This window comes from Mesorhizobium sp. WSM4823 (genome assembly GCF_055811195.1).
Genome location: NZ_JBVVQL010000008.1, coordinates 117,069 through 135,063, shown reverse-complemented (window position 1 = coordinate 135,063; position 17,995 = coordinate 117,069). Strand labels below are relative to the sequence as shown.

General features: G+C 62.5%; 16 protein-coding genes. 7 read left to right on the top strand and 9 right to left on the bottom strand.

Features of this window, described 5'->3' with window-relative positions; all coding sequences use genetic code 11:
• Position 1: 1 nt before the first annotated feature.
• From AC0L26_RS20670 to AC0L26_RS20660, 3 genes are read left to right on the top strand one after another with little or no spacing between them, the layout of a single operon-like run.
• Positions 2 to 2,122, top strand: a complete 2,121-nt coding sequence (locus tag AC0L26_RS20670) for an ABC transporter permease (RefSeq protein ID WP_473634244.1) — start codon at positions 2 to 4, stop codon at positions 2,120 to 2,122.
• The gene (locus AC0L26_RS20665; protein WP_473634243.1) at positions 2,119 to 3,234 is read left to right on the top strand and encodes an NHL repeat-containing protein; all 1,116 of its coding nucleotides are present in this window, start codon (positions 2,119 to 2,121) and stop codon (positions 3,232 to 3,234) included. The genes AC0L26_RS20670 and AC0L26_RS20665 overlap by 4 nt, the downstream gene beginning before the upstream one ends.
• Positions 3,231 to 4,724 carry a sugar ABC transporter ATP-binding protein gene (locus tag AC0L26_RS20660; protein WP_473634242.1) on the top strand — a complete coding sequence of 498 codons (1,494 nt, stop codon included), beginning with the start codon at positions 3,231 to 3,233 and terminating at the stop codon, positions 4,722 to 4,724. The genes AC0L26_RS20665 and AC0L26_RS20660 overlap by 4 nt, the downstream gene beginning before the upstream one ends.
• 83 nt (positions 4,725 to 4,807) lie before the next feature.
• Here AC0L26_RS20660 and AC0L26_RS20655 read toward each other — a convergent pair whose 3' ends face one another.
• The 4 genes from AC0L26_RS20655 to AC0L26_RS20640 are packed head-to-tail and all read right to left on the bottom strand — an operon-like array spanning position 4,808 to position 8,314.
• On the bottom strand, positions 4,808 to 5,545 hold the full coding sequence (locus AC0L26_RS20655; protein ID WP_473634241.1) for an SDR family oxidoreductase: 738 nt from the start codon (positions 5,543 to 5,545) through the stop codon (positions 4,808 to 4,810).
• Positions 5,546 to 5,572: 27 nt separating this feature from the next.
• Positions 5,573 to 5,959 carry a carboxymuconolactone decarboxylase family protein gene (locus AC0L26_RS20650; RefSeq protein ID WP_473634240.1) on the bottom strand — a complete coding sequence of 129 codons (387 nt, stop codon included), beginning with the start codon at positions 5,957 to 5,959 and terminating at the stop codon, positions 5,573 to 5,575.
• A gap of 28 nt (positions 5,960 to 5,987) precedes the next feature.
• Entirely contained in the window at positions 5,988 to 7,397 is a 1,410-nt protein-coding gene (locus AC0L26_RS20645; protein WP_473634239.1) for an MmgE/PrpD family protein, read from the bottom strand.
• Between the two features lie 23 nt (positions 7,398 to 7,420).
• Positions 7,421 to 8,314 (bottom strand): NAD(P)-dependent oxidoreductase, encoded by an 894-nt coding sequence (locus tag AC0L26_RS20640; RefSeq protein WP_473634238.1) that lies wholly within the window; start codon positions 8,312 to 8,314, stop codon positions 7,421 to 7,423.
• Between the two features lie 210 nt (positions 8,315 to 8,524).
• Between AC0L26_RS20640 and AC0L26_RS20635 the strand changes: the two genes are divergently transcribed.
• A complete protein-coding gene (locus AC0L26_RS20635) occupies positions 8,525 to 9,451 on the top strand; it encodes a LysR family transcriptional regulator (RefSeq protein ID WP_473634237.1) in 927 nt (308 codons plus the stop codon).
• Between the two features lie 45 nt (positions 9,452 to 9,496).
• Here the strand turns inward: AC0L26_RS20635 and AC0L26_RS20630 are convergent, their stop codons facing one another.
• Genes AC0L26_RS20630 through AC0L26_RS20620 form a run of 3 tightly spaced genes read right to left on the bottom strand, consistent with a single transcriptional unit; the run spans position 9,497 to position 13,018 of the window.
• Entirely contained in the window at positions 9,497 to 10,510 is a 1,014-nt protein-coding gene (locus tag AC0L26_RS20630; RefSeq protein ID WP_473634236.1) for an ABC transporter permease, read from the bottom strand.
• Positions 10,507 to 12,054: a sugar ABC transporter ATP-binding protein gene (locus AC0L26_RS20625; protein WP_473634234.1), complete on the bottom strand. Its 1,548-nt coding sequence runs from the start codon at positions 12,052 to 12,054 to the stop codon at positions 10,507 to 10,509. Before AC0L26_RS20625 ends, AC0L26_RS20630 begins: the two co-directional genes overlap by 4 nt.
• Positions 12,055 to 12,088: 34 nt before the next feature.
• Positions 12,089 to 13,018 (bottom strand): sugar ABC transporter substrate-binding protein, encoded by a 930-nt coding sequence (locus tag AC0L26_RS20620; RefSeq protein ID WP_473634233.1) that lies wholly within the window; start codon positions 13,016 to 13,018, stop codon positions 12,089 to 12,091.
• Positions 13,019 to 13,442: 424 nt separating this feature from the next.
• Between AC0L26_RS20620 and AC0L26_RS20615 the strand changes: the two genes are divergently transcribed.
• Positions 13,443 to 14,225 carry an SDR family NAD(P)-dependent oxidoreductase gene (locus AC0L26_RS20615; protein WP_473634232.1) on the top strand — a complete coding sequence of 261 codons (783 nt, stop codon included), beginning with the start codon at positions 13,443 to 13,445 and terminating at the stop codon, positions 14,223 to 14,225.
• 181 nt (positions 14,226 to 14,406) lie between these two features.
• Here AC0L26_RS20615 and AC0L26_RS20610 read toward each other — a convergent pair whose 3' ends face one another.
• Positions 14,407 to 15,285 carry an N-acyl homoserine lactonase family protein gene (locus AC0L26_RS20610; RefSeq protein ID WP_352929732.1) on the bottom strand — a complete coding sequence of 293 codons (879 nt, stop codon included), beginning with the start codon at positions 15,283 to 15,285 and terminating at the stop codon, positions 14,407 to 14,409.
• A gap of 24 nt (positions 15,286 to 15,309) precedes the next feature.
• The gene (locus AC0L26_RS20605) at positions 15,310 to 15,897 is read right to left on the bottom strand and encodes a hypothetical protein (RefSeq protein WP_473634231.1); all 588 of its coding nucleotides are present in this window, start codon (positions 15,895 to 15,897) and stop codon (positions 15,310 to 15,312) included.
• 107 nt (positions 15,898 to 16,004) lie between these two features.
• Between AC0L26_RS20605 and AC0L26_RS20600 the strand changes: the two genes are divergently transcribed.
• Both AC0L26_RS20600 and AC0L26_RS20595 read left to right on the top strand, forming a co-directional pair.
• Entirely contained in the window at positions 16,005 to 16,985 is a 981-nt protein-coding gene (locus AC0L26_RS20600; protein WP_473634230.1) for a LacI family DNA-binding transcriptional regulator, read from the top strand.
• 206 nt (positions 16,986 to 17,191) lie between these two features.
• Entirely contained in the window at positions 17,192 to 17,968 is a 777-nt protein-coding gene (locus tag AC0L26_RS20595; RefSeq protein ID WP_473634229.1) for an SDR family NAD(P)-dependent oxidoreductase, read from the top strand.
• Positions 17,969 to 17,995: the final 27 nt, after the last annotated feature.

Genomic DNA, 17,995 nt, shown 5'->3' with positions numbered 1-17,995 from the left:
CATGGCCAGCAGCGACACCTTCGCGTATCTGCGTTCGCGTTATCTCCCCGATCATCTGATCGGGGAGCTTCTGTCGAAGCGTTGGATCGACAATGCGATCCCGTTCTCCGCCCTCCTGCTCACGATCGTGGTGCTGGGCTCGATCATTCCGGACTTTCTGTCCCTGTCGAGCCTTTCCGACCTCGCCCGGCAGTTCGCGGAATTCGGGCTCGTGGTGCTTGCCCTGACGGTGGTGATGATTTCAGGCGGCATCGACCTTTCGGTCGCTTCCGTCTTCTCGCTCGCGGTGCTGTTCTCGCTGATCGGCGTGAACGTCTACGAACTGCCGGTGCCGGTCGTCCTGGCCGGCATCCTGGTCATGGGCATGGGGTGCGGCGCCATCAACGGCGTCCTGGTCGGCTATCTGCGCCTGCGCGCCTTCCTGACCACGCTGGTCAGCCTGATCATCTTCCGCTCGATCTACGAGATCGTCTTCGTGAAGATGTCCACCTCGATGATGGTGGGCTTTTCCATGTCCGACCTCTGGCTGTTCATCGGCGAAGGCACGGTGCTTGGCATTCCGACCTCGCTGGTGATCACACTGGTGATCGCTCTTGCCTGGCACCTCGTGCTGTCGCGCATGCGTCCCGGTTGGCGGCTCACCGCCGTGGGCGGGGCACGGCGTTCGGCTTTCAACGCCGGTATCGACGTGCGCTTCATGGTGTTCCTCACCTATGTCGCGTCCAGCACGATGTGCGCGCTGGCCGGCTTCCTGTTCGCTGCCCGGCTGGGCAGCACAGGGTCCGACACCGGCGTCGGGCTCGAAGTGCAGGCGCTTACCGCGGCCGTGCTCGGCGGAACGGCGATCGGCGGCGGCCGGGGTTCGGTGGCGAAGGCGATCATCGGCAGCCTGTTGGTGCTGATGCTCACCAACGGCCTGATCAATCTCGGCATCAGCGGCCCGATCACCTCGACCATCCTCGGCGCGATCCTGCTGTTCGCCGTCTTCGTCGACATGCGCTGGCAGAAGCACCGCCACCGCATTCTCGCCAAGGTCTATGTCTCGCCTGCCTACCTTTCCCTGCCACCGGCGCCAAAGGTTGACGCGCCCGGCTCGCCCTATGTGCTGAACGACCGCTTGCGCTCCGTCGAGATCATAGGGCTCGGCGAGATCGAGGGGCCAGAAGATGTCATCCTCGACCGCGACGACAATCTCTATTGCGGCACAAGGCACGGCGACATCGTCCGTTTCTTCGGTCCCGACCACAAACGCTCCGAAGTGTTCGCGCATATTGGCGGCCATCCGCTCGGCATGGCGTTCGACCGCACCGGCAACCTGCTTGTCTGCATCGGCGGCATGGGTCTGTTCCAGGTTGCGCCTGACAAGACCGTCACCAAGCTCACCGATGAGACGAACAGAAGCTGGACCTCGGTCGTCGACGATTCCAGGCTTCGACTTGCCGATGACGTCGACGTCGCACCTGATGGACGCGTCTATTTCAGCGAGGCGACGATCCGCTACGAACAGGAAGACTGGGCGACCGACGCGCTGGAAAGTCGGCCGAGCGGACGCATGATCTGTTACGATCCGCGCACGGGCAAAACGCACACCGAGATTCCGAAGCTGGTCTTCGCCAACGGTGTCACGATGTGTCCCGACGGGCAGTCCTTCATGTTCGCGGAGAGCTGGACCTGTTCCATCAGCAGATACTGGTTCGACGGATCCAAGAAGGGCACGACCGAACGTGTCATTTCCAGTCTGCCCGGCTATCCCGACAACATCAACCGGGCCTCGGACGGCAACTACTGGCTGGCGCTGCTTGGCATGCGCGGGCCGGCGCTCGATCTTGCGATGCGCATGCCCGGCTTCCGCAAGCGCATGGCTCGCCGTGTCGCTCCGGATCAGTGGCTGTACCCGAACATCAACACCGGCTGCGTGGTGAAATTCAACGAGAAGGGCGAAATCCTCGACAATCTCTGGGATCTCGGCGGCCGCAACCACCCCATGATCACTTCGATGCGCGAGCACAGGGGATGGCTCTATCTCGGCGGCGTTTCGAACAACCGCATAGGCCGCTACAGGCTGCCGGACGCAGATCCCGACTGGTGCGGGCAGGATGCCTATTGGGGGCCGCGCCCATGATCGGCGCCGTCAAGCGCGCCTGGGCGAATTTCCGCGGCTTCGATCTCACAGGCAGCACGGTGCCGCCGATGGATGGCCCGTTGCGGCCGAATGCGAAGCTCGACGCCGCACCGCTGCTGCTCGATCTCGCCGAGGTCGACAATCTGGTGCTGTGCGGGCAACAGATAGTCTGCTCGGTCGGCCATGAGATCCACACGCTGGCGCCGTCGGCCGCCAAGAGCGGGCAGGCGCTTTCAATCATCGGAACGCGCAGTATGGGCAAACCGGTGACCAGCATGGCGGCGATTGGTGACCTGCTGGTTGTCGCCGTCGAGGGCGAGGGCATCCGCGTGGGGAGGCCAGGCGGCGCATCCGCGAAATTGATCAGGCCTGAAGGGCTCAACGTGGAGTGCATCACGGCGATGGCTTTCGCCGATCCGTCCACCTTGTTCGTCGCCGTAGGATCGGCCAGCAATCCCGCGCACCGGTGGAAACACGATCTGATGACGAAGACGGCACAGGGGTCGGTCTGGCGCGTCGACCTCGGCGCGCGCAGTGCCGGTTCAATCGCCTCGGGGCTGGCATTTCCATCCGGGATAATCGTGTCGAAGGACCGCGTCTTCGTCTCTGAGGCTTGGCGCCACCGTGTCCTTTCGATGGGCCTCGACGGCTCACGCCAACAGATCGCCCTCGGCTCGCTGCCCGCCTATCCCGGGCGCATCGCGCCGGCAGTGAAAGACGGCTTCTGGCTGGCGATGTTTGCGCCGCGCAATCCGCTTGTCGAGTTCGTCCTGAAGGAGAGCGAATACCGCAGCCGCATGATCGAGACGATCGATCCCGAATATTGGATCGCTCCTTCTCTCGTCACCGGCAGGAGTTTCCTCGAACCCATACAGGGCGGCGCACGCAAGAAGCTCAACATGCTGAAGCCTTGGTCGCCGACCTGGTCGGCGGGCCTCGTCGTGCGCTGTGACGAGACCATGTCCATGTTGCGAAACTATCAAAGCCGTGCCGATGGCGATGTGCACGGCGTGACGTCAATGTGCGAAGCCGATGGCCGGCTTCTGATCGGTGCAAAGGGATCGGGAAAGATCGTGGCGATCGACGAACTGGCGGGGCACGCCGCGCGATGACACCGCTCATTCAATTGCGCGGTGTCTCCAAGGACTTCCGCGGTGTTCTGGCGATCTCGAACGTGGATTTCGAGATCCGTCCCGGCGAGATACACGCCATTCTCGGCGAGAACGGCGCGGGAAAGTCGACGCTCATGAAAGTGCTGGCCGGCGTGTACCAGCCAAGCTCCGGCGAGATGCTGCTCGACGGCCAGCCCATCACCCTGAACTCGCCGTCAGACGCGCTGAACCGCGGCATAGCGATGGTCTTCCAGGAAACCAATCTGGTGCCGTCGATGTCGGTGGCGCAGAACATCTATCTTGGCGACGAGAAGCTGTTCAACCGGCTGCGCGGCTTGAACATCCAGGCGCAACGCTATCTGCTGTCGCTCAACTTCTACGTCGATCCCACCGCGCAGGTCTCCTTTCTGGGCGCCGGCAAGAAGCAGATGGTCGAGATCGCGCGCGCCGTTCATCACAATGCGCGGCTCATCATCTTCGACGAGCCGACCGCGACGCTGACGCCAGAGGAGAAGTTCCACTTCTTCAACCTTGCCCGCCGCCTCAAGGAGGAGGGCATTGCGATCATCTTCATCAGTCATGCGCTCGAAGAAGCGCTGCAACTGTCGGACCGCATCACGGTGATGCGCGACGCCAAAGTGGTGGTGACCGACGAAACGAGCAAGTTCGATCGCGACCGGATCGTGCAGGCGATGGTCGGCCGCAGCCTGTCCGGCGAGCTCTATTCCGGCCAGACGCGCGTGGCGCGGACCATGGGCAGAAAGATACTCAGCGTCGAAAACCTGTCGATGGGAAACACCGTGCGCAACACATCGTTCTCCGTGTTCGCCGGGCAGGTGACCGGGATGTTCGGCCTTGTCGGCGCGGGACGCACCGAAACGATGAAGATCGTTGCCGGCGTGCTGAAGCGTGATTACTTCCATGGCGGCACGGTGCGCTTCGAAGACAGGCCGGTTCGCTACCGCACGCCGCGACCGGCGGTGCGCGACGGCATCGTCTATGTCACCGAGGACCGCAAGATCGAAGGCTTCTTCGAAACCATGACGATCGCCGGCAACATCCAGCTTGGGCAACTCGCCAAGGGTAATAATCCGCTGACGCCGGTCGCGCCGCGCCAGGGACGAGAACTCGCCACCCAATGGACCAAGCGGCTTGGGGTCAAGGCGATCGACGCCGATGCCCGCGTCATCGAACTTTCCGGCGGCAACCAGCAGAAGGTGGTTCTGTCCAAGGCGCTGATCCAGAAGCCCAAGCTGGTCATCCTCGATGAGCCGACACGCGGCGTCGACGTCGGCACCATCGTGGAGATCCACAACTTCATCAACGAGCTTGCCGACAGCGGCATGGCCGTGGTGGTGATCTCGTCCTACCTGCCTGAGATCATGTCGCTGTCAGACCGGATACTGGTTGCGAGGCAGGGACGGATCGTTGAGGAGATGGATATCGCCGAGGCGACCGAAAGCGGGATCATGTATGCGGCGGTCCACTGAGCCTGTGGTGGCAAGAGCGGCGGGTCACAGAACTGAAGTTGCGGCGAAACGCGGCGGCGCTAATGCTTAGGCCTGGCTGGTTTCTACCACCTGTTCGTCGGCAGGACGAACATCTGCGCGATCTGGACGTGGGGCGGCTGATCCAGCGCGAATGAGACGCAGCGGGCGATGTCCTCGGGGTCGAGCGCCATGCCGAACTTCTCGAAGTATTTTCGGGACGCTTCCTCGTCACCGCGGTGGCGGGATTTGACGATGTTGGTGCGGGTCAGCCCCGGCAGTATCTCGATCACGCGGATGGGTGTCTCCGCCAGCTCGCCGCGGATGATGTCGCTCAGCATGTGCACGCCGGCTTTGCTGGCGGAGTAGGGCGCTTGGTCCGGCACCAGGCGCAGCGCGCTGATGGAACTCATGTTGACAATGTCGCCACGGCCGCGTTCGACCATTCCAGGCAGGATCGCCCGCGTCACGCGCATGAGGCCGATCAGATTGGTCTCGATGATCGCCGACCAGTCGTCGGCCGATCCGACGTCGAAGCGGGTACGTCCGCCGATGTCGTGACCGGCATTGTTGACCAGTATGTCGATGTCGCGGAATTCCGGCGGCAGCCGGTCGAGGCAGTTGGCGACGGCGGCGCCGTCGGTGATATCAAGGGGAAGCGGAAAGACGTTGGCGCCGAGATCGCCAGCCAGCGCGGTGAGATGGCCCTCCTGGCGATCCGCCAGCACAATTCGGCAGCCCTTGCCGTGGAGGCTCAGGCAAACCGCGCGCCCGATGCCGCTGGCAGCGCCGGTGACGAAGGCGATCCTTTGCCGATCCATCATGTCAGGCCGTCCTCCTGGAAATGTCGGTCAGGCCTTGGCAGCATCGAGCTCGGCGAAAGTTTCACGTCCGATGCGGAACGAATCCACCCCCGCGGGCACACCGGCATAGATCGCCACCTGCAAGAAGATCTCGCGGATCTCGTCGCGGCTGACACCGTTGCTCAAGGCGCCTTTGATATGCATCTTGAGCTCATGGGGCCTGTTGAGGCAACTGAGCATGGCGAGGTTCAGCATCGAACGCGTCTTGCGCGACAGGTCTTCGCGCCCCCAGACCGCACCCCAGCAATACTCCGTCACGAGTTCCTGCATAGGGCGGTTGAAGTCGTCTGCCGCTGAGAGCGATTTTTCGACGAACTCCTTGCCCAGCACATCCTTGCGGATCGCCAGGCCACGCTCGAAGACATCCTTGGACATATGAAATTTGCTCCTGTTTTGGGATCGGTTACGAAGCTTGCCTGGACGCACGCGTAGCTTTGCCGGCCTCTTGGCGGGGCACTCGCGTCGTTTGCCTTTTGGCTGTCGCACAAAGCGACAGGAGCCGGCCGGCATCCTTCTTGGTGTCCAGCCTGTCGACAAATTCTTCGATAGCCTCCGCCCCGGCAACGCCAAGGATGCCTGCAGCCGCCGACCGGAAGCGCTCGCGCACCTCCGCCTCGGTGGCGGGCACAACATCGGGCAGGCCCATCGAAAGCTGGCGGCCGTCACCGAGCGTCACATCAATCGCCGCACCCTGCTGGCCAGGGAACAGCGCGGTCAGATCCGGGCTGGAAACCAGTTCGCTGGCACCGACCATGCGCAGCGTTTCAGCATGAGCGAGATCGCTGTAGATGTCCTCGGACAGCCGGCCGTGCGCAAACACGGCCCCGACACCAAATGGAATGCTCATCTTCGCCTGGAGGGCTCTGTCGAATGGTCCTGTCCGGTCGCAACCCGGATATGCGGCCGCCGCGGCGGGCACGCTGATGCGGATGCGCTCGACCGGCGCGGCGTCGGCGCCGATCATCTCGACAAGCTTCAATGCAGTCTGGCAGGCGGTCTGGGCGAAATTGCAGGCGGGCGCCGCCTTGTGATAGACATTGAGAATATCCGCCTCTCCATCGGGAAAGAGTTCGATCGGGCCAGGCATCGGCCGCCGCGCCAGCGCGGCAAAGTATCCCGATCGGCCTTCAAGTATGTCAGGACTGCCAAAGGCTCCGGCGTCGGCCAGCCGAACCGCCATCCAGGCATTGCGCGCGGCAAAGCCCGGATGGAAGAACATGTCGGAGCCGCCGCTGTGCGGCCACTGGTTCAGCCCGGAGGCGGTGTTCGCCGCCAGGGCAATCGCCGCGGCTATTTGCTCCCGGTCGAGCTTCAGCATCCAGGCGCCGCCGCATGCCGATCCGATGGGAGCGACCAGTCCTGTCGGTCGGAAAAGTGACGACATCGCCGGATCGATCAGCATCCTTCCAAGCCGTCCGCCGACCTCATAGGCGACCACCGCCGACCGGATCAGGTCCATGCCGGCAACAGTTTTCGTCTCCGCCAAAGCGAGAAGCAGCGGCCAGACCACCACGCCGTGGTGGCAGACCGATGCGGCATGCATGTCTTCCCTGACGAGGCCGTGGCCCTTCACGGCGTTGACAAAGGCGGCATCCGCTTGTGTCGCCGTCGCGCTTTCGCCAATCATATGGCCGCCGGGCGCTGCCGCCACGGCGGCGACCGCCTGTCGGCTGGGCTCCAATGCCGAAGTCTCAAACGCACAGCCGAGAAAATCGAGCAGGCACAGCTTGGCCTTGATCACGACAGCAGGACTGAAAACCGGCGCAGCAAGGTTCGCCAAGGCGTCTGCCAGTTCCATCGAGCGCGTGGTCATATGCTGCTCTCCACAAGGCAAGCCTAGGCGCGTATCTCCACGCCGGCCCATTCCTCGACGATGCGGACCATCGAGGTGAAATCCGAATCCGGCCCGAAGCGGGCATTGGTGGCGGCGAGCATCTGCCGCACCAGGGAGCCGCCGACCATGGGCACGCCCAGGTTCTCGCTTTCATCGACGCACATGCGCACGTCCTTGTACGACAGCGCCGTGGAGAAGCCGAAATCGAAAGTTCCCGGCAAGACGGCACGGGGGAACTTGTCCTGCGTCGCGCTGTTTCGCCCGCTCGAAGCATTGATGATGTCGCACATCACCGTGGGATCCAAGCCGGCCTTGACACCCATTGCGAGCGCCTCTGCCGACAGCAGAATGACGCCGGCGGCGATCATGTTGTTGCCGAGCTTTGCAACCTGAGCGCTTCCCGGCGTTTCTCCGCAATAGAACCTGCGACCAAAGTTGGCCAGGACAGGTTCGATTTCCTCGTAGATCTGCTTGGGGCAGGAGACCATCACGGCCAGCGTGCCGTCGCGCGCGCCTGCGATGCCACCCGATATCGGTGCGTCCACCCACGCAATGCCCTTGCTGGTCAGGGCTTCCGAGATGGTCTTTGCCATGCTCGGTCCGGTGGTGGACACATCGACAATGATCCTGGCCTTCGCGCCGGCCGCGATTCCATTCGCGCCCAGCACGACTTCCCTAACGACCTGAGGCGTCGGCAAGCTGCAGAATACGATGTCGGCCTCATCGGCGACCGCCTTGGGAGATGCGGCAAATTTCGTGCTTTCGGCAGGCAACTCTTTCGCCGCGTCCGGCCGCGTGTCATAGACGACCAAATGGTGGCCGGCCTCGATCAGGCGGCGCACCATCGGCGCGCCCATGCGGCCGAGGCCGATGAACCCAAGCGTTTGACGCTGCAACGACTTTTCCTCTCAAATCTATTGAATTCAGGCGATTTTTGGTTGGTTTTAGATTAGGCCAGTTCCTGCCCGCGCGATAAGGTTCGCGACGCGCATAACAGCTTTGCCGCGGGCTCGACGCGTGCTTGTCAACGGCTTCGATGTACCCCAAACTCCGGCATTCGTTGCATGCCAACGGAAATTCTCCGCATTTGCGACGAGGCAATGTTCATGTTCGACTTACGGCAGCTCCAACTGTTCACGGCAGTGGCGGAGTTCGGCAGCTTTTCGCGGGCCGCCGTTGCACTGTCGGTCAGCCAGCCGGTGCTCAGTAGGCAAATCAAAGCGCTGGAGGAAAGCGTCGGGATCGCACTTCTCTATCGAAACGGTCGTGGCATTGTGCTCACGGAGGCAGGCAAGCTTCTCCGGGACTACGCGTCGGCAATCCTGGAGCAGGCCTCGCGGGCCTCGACTGAACTCGGAGCCTTGCGATCGAATCCGCGCGGAACGATTGCTCTCGGAATGCCGCCATCGGTCGGCGTTGTCCTGACCTCGCCTCTCGTCCAGCATTTCCACGAGCAGTTCCCGCAGGTGAGCATGCGCGTCGTCGAAGGGTTCAGCGGCCATCTCCTCGAATGGCTCGTGATGGGAAAGATCGACGTCGCGGTGCTCTACAATGCGCCGCGCATGAACAACCTCCTGTCAGAGCCGATCCTGCGTGACGAACTGTTTCTGCTCGGTGCGACGAACGACCCCAGCAAGCTCGGCCCCGGACCGGTCGATGCCGAGGTTGTCTCACGTATCCCCATGATCCTTCCGGCTCGACCGCACGGGCTGCGGGTGCTGCTGGATCAAATCTTCGGTTCTGTAGGCATCGAGCCCAAGATCGAGGTCGAGGTCGAGGCGATGCCTTCGACGTTGCGCCTGGTCGAGGCCGGCATGGGCTATACGATCCTGTCCTATTCGAGTTGCCACAATCTGGTCGCGGAAGGCAGGATCAAGTATTGGCGTATCCAGAATCCATCGATTGAAAGAGAGCTGCTGCTCGCCACCTCGACCCAGCGGCCAACCACTACCGTCATCCGGGCGCTGACCACCCTCATAAGGGAGGAGGTGCGCGCCTTGCGCAAAATGGGAATCTGGGACCCGAAACCCTAAATTAAAGCCGAGCACATCCTCGAAGAGGTGGTGCCCGGCCCTCGGTCATACCGAGGCGGCATAGCGCCGAGCCAGCGCGGACATGCCGACCGCGAGCACGAGGATGCCGCCTTTGAAGATCGGCTGGAAATGCGTGGGGGCGCCAAAGATGCTGAGCCCGTTGAAGCCGACCGCCAGGATGAGCACGCCAACCAGCGTCCCACTTATGTGGAATTCACCTTCCTTGAGCGTAGCAGAGCCCAGGAAGACGGCGGCGAAGGCGTCCAGGAGATAGCCGTCGGCCGCTGCCAGCGTGCCGCTGCCCAGCAGCGAGGACAGCAGCGTTCCCGTCAATGCGGCGCAGAAGCCGGCAGTGGCAAAGGCAAAGATCTTGATGCGGTCCACCCGGATGCCCGAGAGCCTTGCCGCCTCCAGGTTGCCGCCGACAGCCTGCATCTTCTGGCCGATGTCGGTCTTGTTCAGGATGACCCAAAGCGCAATCAGCACGACCACCATGATGATCACCGGATTGGGCAGGCCGAAGACGAGGCGGCCGAGCGAAATGTCGGTGAAGGCCCGAGGGATCCCGGTGGCGATCGGGAAGGAGCTGTAGGTGAAGCCTATCCCCGTCAGCATTGTCCCGATGCCCAGCGTGGAGATGACGGCATTGATCCTCACCTTCGTCACCAACACGCCGTTCAAGGCGCCGATCGCGGCGCCCAGCAGCAGGGCGCAGACGATGCTGAGCCAGATCGGAAAACCCTGGTAGGCCATCAGTCCGGTAACGATCAGACCGACGAAGCTCGCGACATAGCCAATGCTGAGGTCGAACTCGCCGACAACGAGCGTATAGGTCAGCCCGGAAGCAATGATCGCGGTCAGGGACGCTTGGCTAAGGATGTTGAGGAAATTGGCGCGGGACAGGAAGATTCCTGGCGCGTTCGCCGAGAAGAAGATCACCATCAGCAATAGCCCGACTATCGTACCGTAGCGGGAGAGCCAGATCAGCGCGGTCCGCTTCCACGAAGACTTGCGGAGCTGTGGCGCGTCCTTCGCCGCGGTTCCGGCCTGGGCCATCATGCGATGTCTCCTTCTTCGTCATTGGTATCATGGTAGCTGAGTTCGATGATCCTGGCTTCGGTGACATCGGCGCCGGTCAGTTCGCCGGTGACGCGGCCTTCGCGCATGACGAGGACACGATCAGCCAGCAGGGTCAGTTCCTCGACATCCGACGAGATCACCAGGATGCCGACGCCGGACCGGGCGAGCGCCCGGATCGCGTCATGGATCTCTTCACGTGCGCCGACATCAACCCCTCGCGACGGCTCGTCGAGGATGAGGAGCTTGGTTCCGGCATTGAGCCAGCGGGCGATCAGCGCCTTTTGCTGGTTGCCGCCTGAAAGACCGCCGATCCTGGCCTCGACGCTGGGCGTCTTGATGCCCAGCCGGGCCACGAGGCCCTCCGCCTGCCGCCGAGCCTTTTTGTCGGAGACGAACGGGAGCCCCGGAATGGCGCGCAGCTTCTTCAAGGTGGATATGTTGATGTTGAAGCCCACCGACTGCTGCAGCATCACGCCTTGCGAGCGGCGCTCTTCCGGCACCAGCGCTATGCCGGCCCGCACCGCCTCGGCCTCGTTGGCGACATCGAGGCGTTTGCCGCCGAGCTCGAATTGGCCGGCATCCGGCCGGGCGACGCCGGCTGCGAGATGGGCAAGTTCGGTCCGCCCCGCGCCGACAAGGCCGCCGAGCGCCAGGACCTCACCCTTATAGAGATCGAAACTCACGCCCTTCACCGCGCTCTTCCAGGCAATGTCGCGGACGGAGAAGATCGGCGGCCGGCTGCGGTCGGCGGCGAAGCGGGCGCGTGCGTCCGGCGGGCGTATGTCATGGCCGATGATGGCCCTGACCAGGCCCTTCTTGTTGAGTGCGCCGCGCTCGGCGCCATCGACGATGCGGCCGTCGCGCAGCACGGTGATCCTGTCGCAGAGCTGGAGCACCTCTTCGAGCCGGTGCGAGACGTAGAGTATAGCTACGCCCTGGGCGGAGAGATCGCGGATGATAGCGAAGAGCTGCTCGCTCTCCGGGCCCGAGAGCGAGGCGGTGGGCTCGTCCATCGCGATCATGCTGGCTTCGCCCACGAGCGCCTTGCTGATCATCACCAGCCAGCGTTGAGCCACCGAAAGTTCTGAGATCTTCGTCTCGAGTGGAAAGCGGATGCCGACGCGCTCGGCGGCAGCGCGAGCGGCAACGCCGGAACGCTGCCAGTCGATTATCCCGAAACGGGTGACCTTGGGTGCGCCGAGCAGCATATTCTGCAGCGCGTTGAAATGCGGGATCAGGTTCAGTTCCTGATGGATGAAGGCGAGCCCGGCCCGTTCGGAAGCCTGCGGCGACCCCTTTTGCAGATCCTCGCCGGCAATCGTCACGCTGCCCTCGTCAGCGACCGTTACCCCGGCAAGACAGCGGATCAGCGTCGACTTGCCGGCGCCATTGGCGCCGACCAGGCCATGCACCTTGCCTTGCTCGATGTCGAGATCGGCGTGGTCGAGAGCAAGTTCTCCCGCAAAGGATTTGGTCAGGCCGCGGATGCGCATCCATGGCCCGGCCGACGCGGCGGGCGGCATCTAAAGGCGCCGCTCCGCGAGGCGCTGCAAGGTCTCACATTCCATTGGGATGTTCGGCCATGAACTTATCGACATTGTCCTTGGTGACCACGATCCCGGGGATCTGGATGTCCTTCGCCTGCCAGGAGGCGCCGGCCTTGATCGAGTCGAGGATGGCCTGGAAGACCTCTTTGCCCTCCTGGTAGGCCGGCTGCCAGACGGTCGCCGTCAGGTCGCCTTCCTTGACCAGTTGCAGCGCTTGCGGGCTGCCGTTGATCGAGACAGTGGTGACGTCGGTGCGGCCGGCCTGGCGCATTGCAGCAACGGCTCCCTGCATCGGCTCGTCCCAGCAGGCCCAGATGGCGAGCGGCTTGTCGCCGCCGGCGGGATGCGCGGTTAGCCAGGCGGCGGCGGTGGCGTTTCCGAACTGGACCTGTCCGGGCGCCACCACTTCGCTATAGTCCACCTTGACGTCGGACTTGCCCTTCACGCCCTCGTCGAAGGCGATGCCGCGATCGATGCAGAGCTTTCCGGGGTGGAAGGTCATCGCCAGCACGTCGGCCTTTCCAGCAACCTTGTCGAGCAGGAACTTAACCGAGTCGTCGCCGACCTGGCGACCGCTTGTCGTCACCACGATACCGGGAACGATCTCGCCACCCCAGGTGGCGACGGGAATGCCCGCATCGCGCGCCGCGGCAAGACCGGAGCCAATGGAGCTGCTGGCAAAGGCAAGCACGAAGATCGCGTCGACTTTTTGCGCGGCGAAAGAATTCATCGCGGCGTTGGCCTGGTCGGCGCTGGCCTGGGTGTCTGTTACCTTGACATCCCAGCCGGCAGCCTTGGCGGCTTCGGTCGCGCCGCCAATGACGGCTATGTTGAGGGCATCATTGGCCAGAAGTGCAACGACGCCAAGCGTCTTGGCCTGAGCGACACTGGCAACCATCATGGCGCCGGCCGTCAATGCGGCAAGCAGCAGTTTGTGCATTTTGAAATCCTCTCTCCCTGTCGACCGTCCCCACGATGGGGCCGGCGCCTTCCTTCACGAGGCATCAGTGCTTTTCGTCTTCCCCTCGCGCCCAAAAGATCACCCTCAGGCCAACAGCCTCGAAAGGGTAGTCCTCCCTGTCCGAGCAGCCCCTGCGGGCCAGGCTCTAGGCCTTGCTCGGACGTTTTGATCCATCATCTCTGATACCGGTACCATAATGCACATTTAAAAGGGCGGCAATAGGCGGCTCGTGCCTCTCCGAAATTTCGCTTCTCTGCCGAAATCCGCACGGTTCTAGGTCGCTGCCCTGCGTCGGGTCCTATTTTCTCTTGTTATCGGTATCACGTCAAGGTTATGGAATAGCCATGCGCGAGCGATCCTTGCCGCAAATGACTTGAGGCCGCGAGCCATAGGAGGACCAACCATGCAAGTGAAGTATGATTTTTCCGGCAAGAACGTCATCTTGATTGGTGGAACAACCGGCATTGGCCGCGCCACGGCGCTGGCCTTTGCCCAGGCGGGCGCAAACCTCTTCGTCGCCGGCATCGGCGCCGAATTCGGCAAGAGCCTCAAGGAAGAGGTGAAGCCGCTGGGCGTCGAGATCGAGTTCATCGAGACCGACGTGCGCGATAGCAGGGCGATGGCCGCGCTGCACCAGAAGGCCTTCGATCGCTTCGGCAGGATCGATGTCGCCTTCAACAATGCCGGCGTGCCCGGCAAGACGGCGCCCGTGCACGAGCTCGAAGATGCCGACTACGATCTCCTGATGGACGTCAATCTGCGCGGCATGTTCAACGGACTGAGACATCAGATTCCGCACATGATTGCCAAGGGCGGCGGCGCGATTGTCAACACGTCTTCGCTCTTCGGCGTCATGGGTTTCGCCACCACCGCCGTTTACTGCGCGAGCAAGTGGGGAGTGATCGGACTGACCAATTCGGTGGCGCTGGAAGTGGCCCGTAAGAACATCCGCGTCAACGCCATCGCGCCGGGCTCGGTGATGACGCCGCTGCTGCGCGGCATGTTCGGCAGCGAGCAGGGGGCAAAGGATACGGTGTTGCCGATGATCCCCATGGGGCGCATCAGCGATCCGTCGGAGATCGCCCAGCTTGTGCTGTTCCTCTCATCGGATGCAGCCTCATTTATCACCGGCCAGGCGATCGTGATCGATGGCGGCGGCTTCGTCGCCGGCGCGGACCAGCTCTGAATTTTTCAAGGTGCAGCTTGGCAGGGCGTGCGTGCGCCCTGCCGCCTAGAGCATGATGCCGAAAAGTGTGAAGCGGTTTTCGGACGACATTATGCTCTATCTCTTTGACTTAGAGGCGGATTCAGATTTCAGGTCGATTCGACCTGAAATCATCCGCCTCTAAGCTCAGTCGACCAGCTTCTCAGCCGGCCCAGCTTTGCTCGCCCTTGGCGAGCGCGATCTCCACCACCTGCAGGCCCTTGTCGGTGAGCCGCGACGGAAATGTAGTGCGCAGCCGATCCTCGTGGACGGGAATGACCCGCCGCACCTCGCCGCCCACCGATTTCAGCATCTCAGCGCTTGAGAAGATCAAATTGTGCTGGCTGCCGACGGCAAGGCCGATCGGTACGATCTGCGGCGCATCCGCATCGAGGCCGGTCAGATTGTCGTACGTATAAATCAGGTCGCCCGCGAAGATCCACTTGTCCTCGCCATCCTTGGCGCCGTCGTTGCGGATGGTGACGTACATACTTCCATAGGTGTGGGTGTCCGCTGCCAGATGGACGTCGATGCCCGGCAGGACATCTTCCTGGTCGCCATCGATGCAGATCATCCGGCCTTCCTTCGCTGCCTCGACGGCGCGCACGATGTCGGCTGGATCGCCGCCACCAGTCAGGAAACGATATTCAGGACCTAACGTGAGAGCCCAGACCCATTTGTCCAATTCGCTCTTCTGGACGTAGAATTTCGCGTTTGGAAACAGATGCATGGCGCCCATGTGGTCGAAATGGGCATGGGTGATGAAGACGCTGGTCACGTCTTCCGGCTTGACGCCGCATTCGGCCAGAACCTCGCGCGGCCCGTGATAGTTCGAGACCCCGTAGGCGGTCGCCAATTGTTCTCCATAGGCGACGTGGTCGTAGCCGGTGTCGATCAGGATCGTCTCGCCTCTTCCCTTAAGCAGCGCATAGGCATAGGGCAGTTTGCGCGTGCCCTGATGCTGAGGCCCATACATCATGACGCTGAAGGGGAATTTCTCCACCGCCGCATATTCGAGCACCCAAATCGAGTAATCTGCCATTCCATCCTCCCTGATACCGTTGGCTTATGTTGCTTCCTGCAGCAGGCGCTGCGGGGCATGAGCCGCGCAGCACGCCTGGCTGAAATCGACAAGTTCGAAGCCCGGCAACAGACGGGCCGTAGCTCGCAGGTGATCGCTTGACGCCCGCAGCGTCCGGACGAGTGCATCACTTTGCTCGGAGGTGTCGATCCGGCGGGAATCCAACGCTGCGACGCAGGCCTGGAGGAGCGTCTCGGCGGCGCCGCGCAAATGATGATGGTGGTGCGTAGCGACTTCGGGGACTGTGAGAGCACGTAGCTCCTCGGCTGCTCGCGTTGCTGCCTCCTGTGCGCTGGCGAGCGCACCTTCGGCGAGCACGGCCCGGCGCGGCGAGGTCATCAGCAGCAGCGCGAAGCCCGCGACTTGCGTCAGCGTCTCGCTGATCTGCTGCTGCACCGGTCGGGCAGTCGTCACATAACGCAACACCGCCTGTTCCGCTCCGCTGTTGGCTTTTCCATGCATTGCGATCTCCGCAGAACCCTTGAAGGCGCAAACCCCTTTCAGGCAATACTGGATTTTGGTATCGGTAACAATACTATTGCGGAATTCTGCCGTGAAGGCTTGTTTGCGCACTCACGCAATGATTTGATTTCTGCCGCCACATCGGGCTGTGATGGGAAATGCCGAAGAGATCGTCTGGAGACGGAAACCCACATAGCGGAAGCGCGAGGATGCGGGACGTGGCGGTTCGCGCCGGCGTCTCCACCATGACCGTGTCACGGGCGCTGAACGAGCCCGGCAAAGTCTCCGAGGAGATGCGCGAAAGGGTGCTCCGGGCGGTGCGCGAGATCGGCTATTTGCCGAACCATCTGGCCGGCAGCCTGTCGTCGAACCGCTCCACGACGATCGGGCTGATCGTGCCGAGCATCGACAATTCGATCTATACGCAAACGGTCAAGGGCCTGTCGGAAGTACTCAAAAGCTCGGGCTTCCAATTGATGATCGCCGAAACGGGCTATGATCCCAACGAGGAGGAAGAACTGATAACGGTCTTCCTCAGTCATCGTGTGAGCGGCCTGGTTCTGCACAGTACTGAACATACACCGCAAGCCACGGAGAAGATCCGGAAATCAGGCATACCGGTGGTCGAAAACGGCAATATACCTAGAGAACCGCTGGATATGGTGGTCAGTTTTTCCAACTATGACGCATCCTACGCGATGACGATGCATCTCGGCCGGCTCGGATACCGCAAAATTGCTTTCGCCAGTCTCTACTCAGTCCATAACGACCGCTCGCAGGACCGGTTGCAAGGCTATCATGCTGCACTCAAGCAGCTTGGCCTCGATCCCGACCCCCGCATCGTGCTGGAGACGGAGCGCGGGCTCGCCGCCGGAGCAGAGGTGATGGCGCGCGTTGTGCAGAGCGTACCGGAAGTCGATGCGCTGTTTTGCGCGGGAGACGTGCTGGCCGTGGGCGCGCTCTTTGAGTGCCAGAAGCGCGGCTGGACGGTGCCCGGCCGGATCGCTCTGGCAAGCTTCGACGACGTGGACCTTTTGCGCCACGTCAGTCCATCGGTCACCACGCTGAGGTTGCCACGCTATGACATCGGCGAGCGGACGGCGCGCATCCTGCTCAGCCGAATCATGGACGGGGCCGAGCACCTGCGCGGCAGCGTGGTTGATCTGAAATTCGAGTTGATCCAGCGCGAAAGCACTTGACCGCCAGAACCCGTACCAGCGGTTGCACCGCTGACGGCGCTGCTCTATAGTCCATTTCTGTTACCGGTACCAAAAATGAACATGGCGCGACGCTGCGTCCGGACCAGGACCAGGACTTTGGCGATGCTCACGAAGCGGCAGGGCAGGATATGAGCGTGTCGAAGGAAACAGAACAAGCGATGCTTCCGATCTCGGCAAAAGTCCTGATGGGGCGCCGTGCGCTGATCACCGGTTCCACCGCGGGGTTGGGACAGGTGATGGCCGCTCGGCTTGCAGAGGCCGGCTGCAATGTGATGCTGCACGGGCTCGAAACGCCCGAGGCGGTCGAGCCAGAGCGCGAAGCCCTGGCCCGCAGGACAGGCTCACAGATTGCCTACCACAGGGCAGATCTGTCCACGCCAGCAGGGGTGGATGGGCTTGTCGCAGCGGCCCGTGCTGAACTTGGCGGGGTGGATATCCTTATCAACAATGCTGTCGTGCGGCATTTCGCGTCAATTATGGATTTCCCGCCCGATCAATGGGATATGGCGCTGGCCGTGAACCTATCGGCGATTTTCCATGCCGTCCGGCTGTTGCTGCCGCAGATGCGAGAGCAGAACTTCGGGCGCATCTTCAACATAACCTCCGTCTACGGCCTGCGCGGCACACCAGGTCGTGTCGGCTATGTGACGACGAAATCCGCCATCCTCGGCCTCACAAGGGCAGTGGCGTTGGAGAACCTGGACGTCGACGTCACCTGCCACAGTCTCTGTCCCGGCTCGGTGCTGACACCGGGTACGGAGAGCCGGGTGGAAGAGCTGATGGCGGATCGAGGCATTGAGCGCAGCGAGGCAGAGCGCCTCTTTCTGGAAGGCAAGCAGCCGGGCGGCAGCTTCGTCTCACCACAGAGCGTGTCCGATCTCCTGGTCTTTCTCTGCGGGCCGATTGCGCGCGATATGACGGGAGCCATGCTGCCGGTCGAGGGTGGCTGGCTTGCGAGCTGAGCGGATCTGGATCGAGGTAACTCCGCC

What these genes read in the sequence shown, in the direction of transcription:
- AC0L26_RS20650 (WP_473634240.1), bottom strand. Translation starts at nt 5,959, where the DNA reads ATGTCCAAGGATGTCTTCGAGCGTGGCCTGGCGATCCGCAAGGATGTG.
- AC0L26_RS20645 (WP_473634239.1), bottom strand. Translation starts at nt 7,397, where the DNA reads ATGACCACGCGCTCGATGGAACTGGCAGACGCCTTGGCGAACCTTGCT.
- AC0L26_RS20625 (WP_473634234.1), bottom strand. Translation starts at nt 12,054, where the DNA reads ATGCCGCCCGCCGCGTCGGCCGGGCCATGGATGCGCATCCGCGGCCTG.
- AC0L26_RS20610 (WP_352929732.1), bottom strand. Translation starts at nt 15,285, where the DNA reads ATGGCAGATTACTCGATTTGGGTGCTCGAATATGCGGCGGTGGAGAAA.
- AC0L26_RS20620 (WP_473634233.1), bottom strand. Translation starts at nt 13,018, where the DNA reads ATGCACAAACTGCTGCTTGCCGCATTGACGGCCGGCGCCATGATGGTT.
- AC0L26_RS20595 (WP_473634229.1), top strand. Translation starts at nt 17,192, where the DNA reads ATGGGGCGCCGTGCGCTGATCACCGGTTCCACCGCGGGGTTGGGACAG.
- AC0L26_RS20660 (WP_473634242.1), top strand. Translation starts at nt 3,231, where the DNA reads ATGACACCGCTCATTCAATTGCGCGGTGTCTCCAAGGACTTCCGCGGT.
- AC0L26_RS20615 (WP_473634232.1), top strand. Translation starts at nt 13,443, where the DNA reads ATGCAAGTGAAGTATGATTTTTCCGGCAAGAACGTCATCTTGATTGGT.
- AC0L26_RS20670 (WP_473634244.1), top strand. Translation starts at nt 2, where the DNA reads ATGGCCAGCAGCGACACCTTCGCGTATCTGCGTTCGCGTTATCTCCCC.
- AC0L26_RS20655 (WP_473634241.1), bottom strand. Translation starts at nt 5,545, where the DNA reads ATGATGGATCGGCAAAGGATCGCCTTCGTCACCGGCGCTGCCAGCGGC.
- AC0L26_RS20635 (WP_473634237.1), top strand. Translation starts at nt 8,525, where the DNA reads ATGTTCGACTTACGGCAGCTCCAACTGTTCACGGCAGTGGCGGAGTTC.
- AC0L26_RS20665 (WP_473634243.1), top strand. Translation starts at nt 2,119, where the DNA reads ATGATCGGCGCCGTCAAGCGCGCCTGGGCGAATTTCCGCGGCTTCGAT.
- AC0L26_RS20630 (WP_473634236.1), bottom strand. Translation starts at nt 10,510, where the DNA reads ATGATGGCCCAGGCCGGAACCGCGGCGAAGGACGCGCCACAGCTCCGC.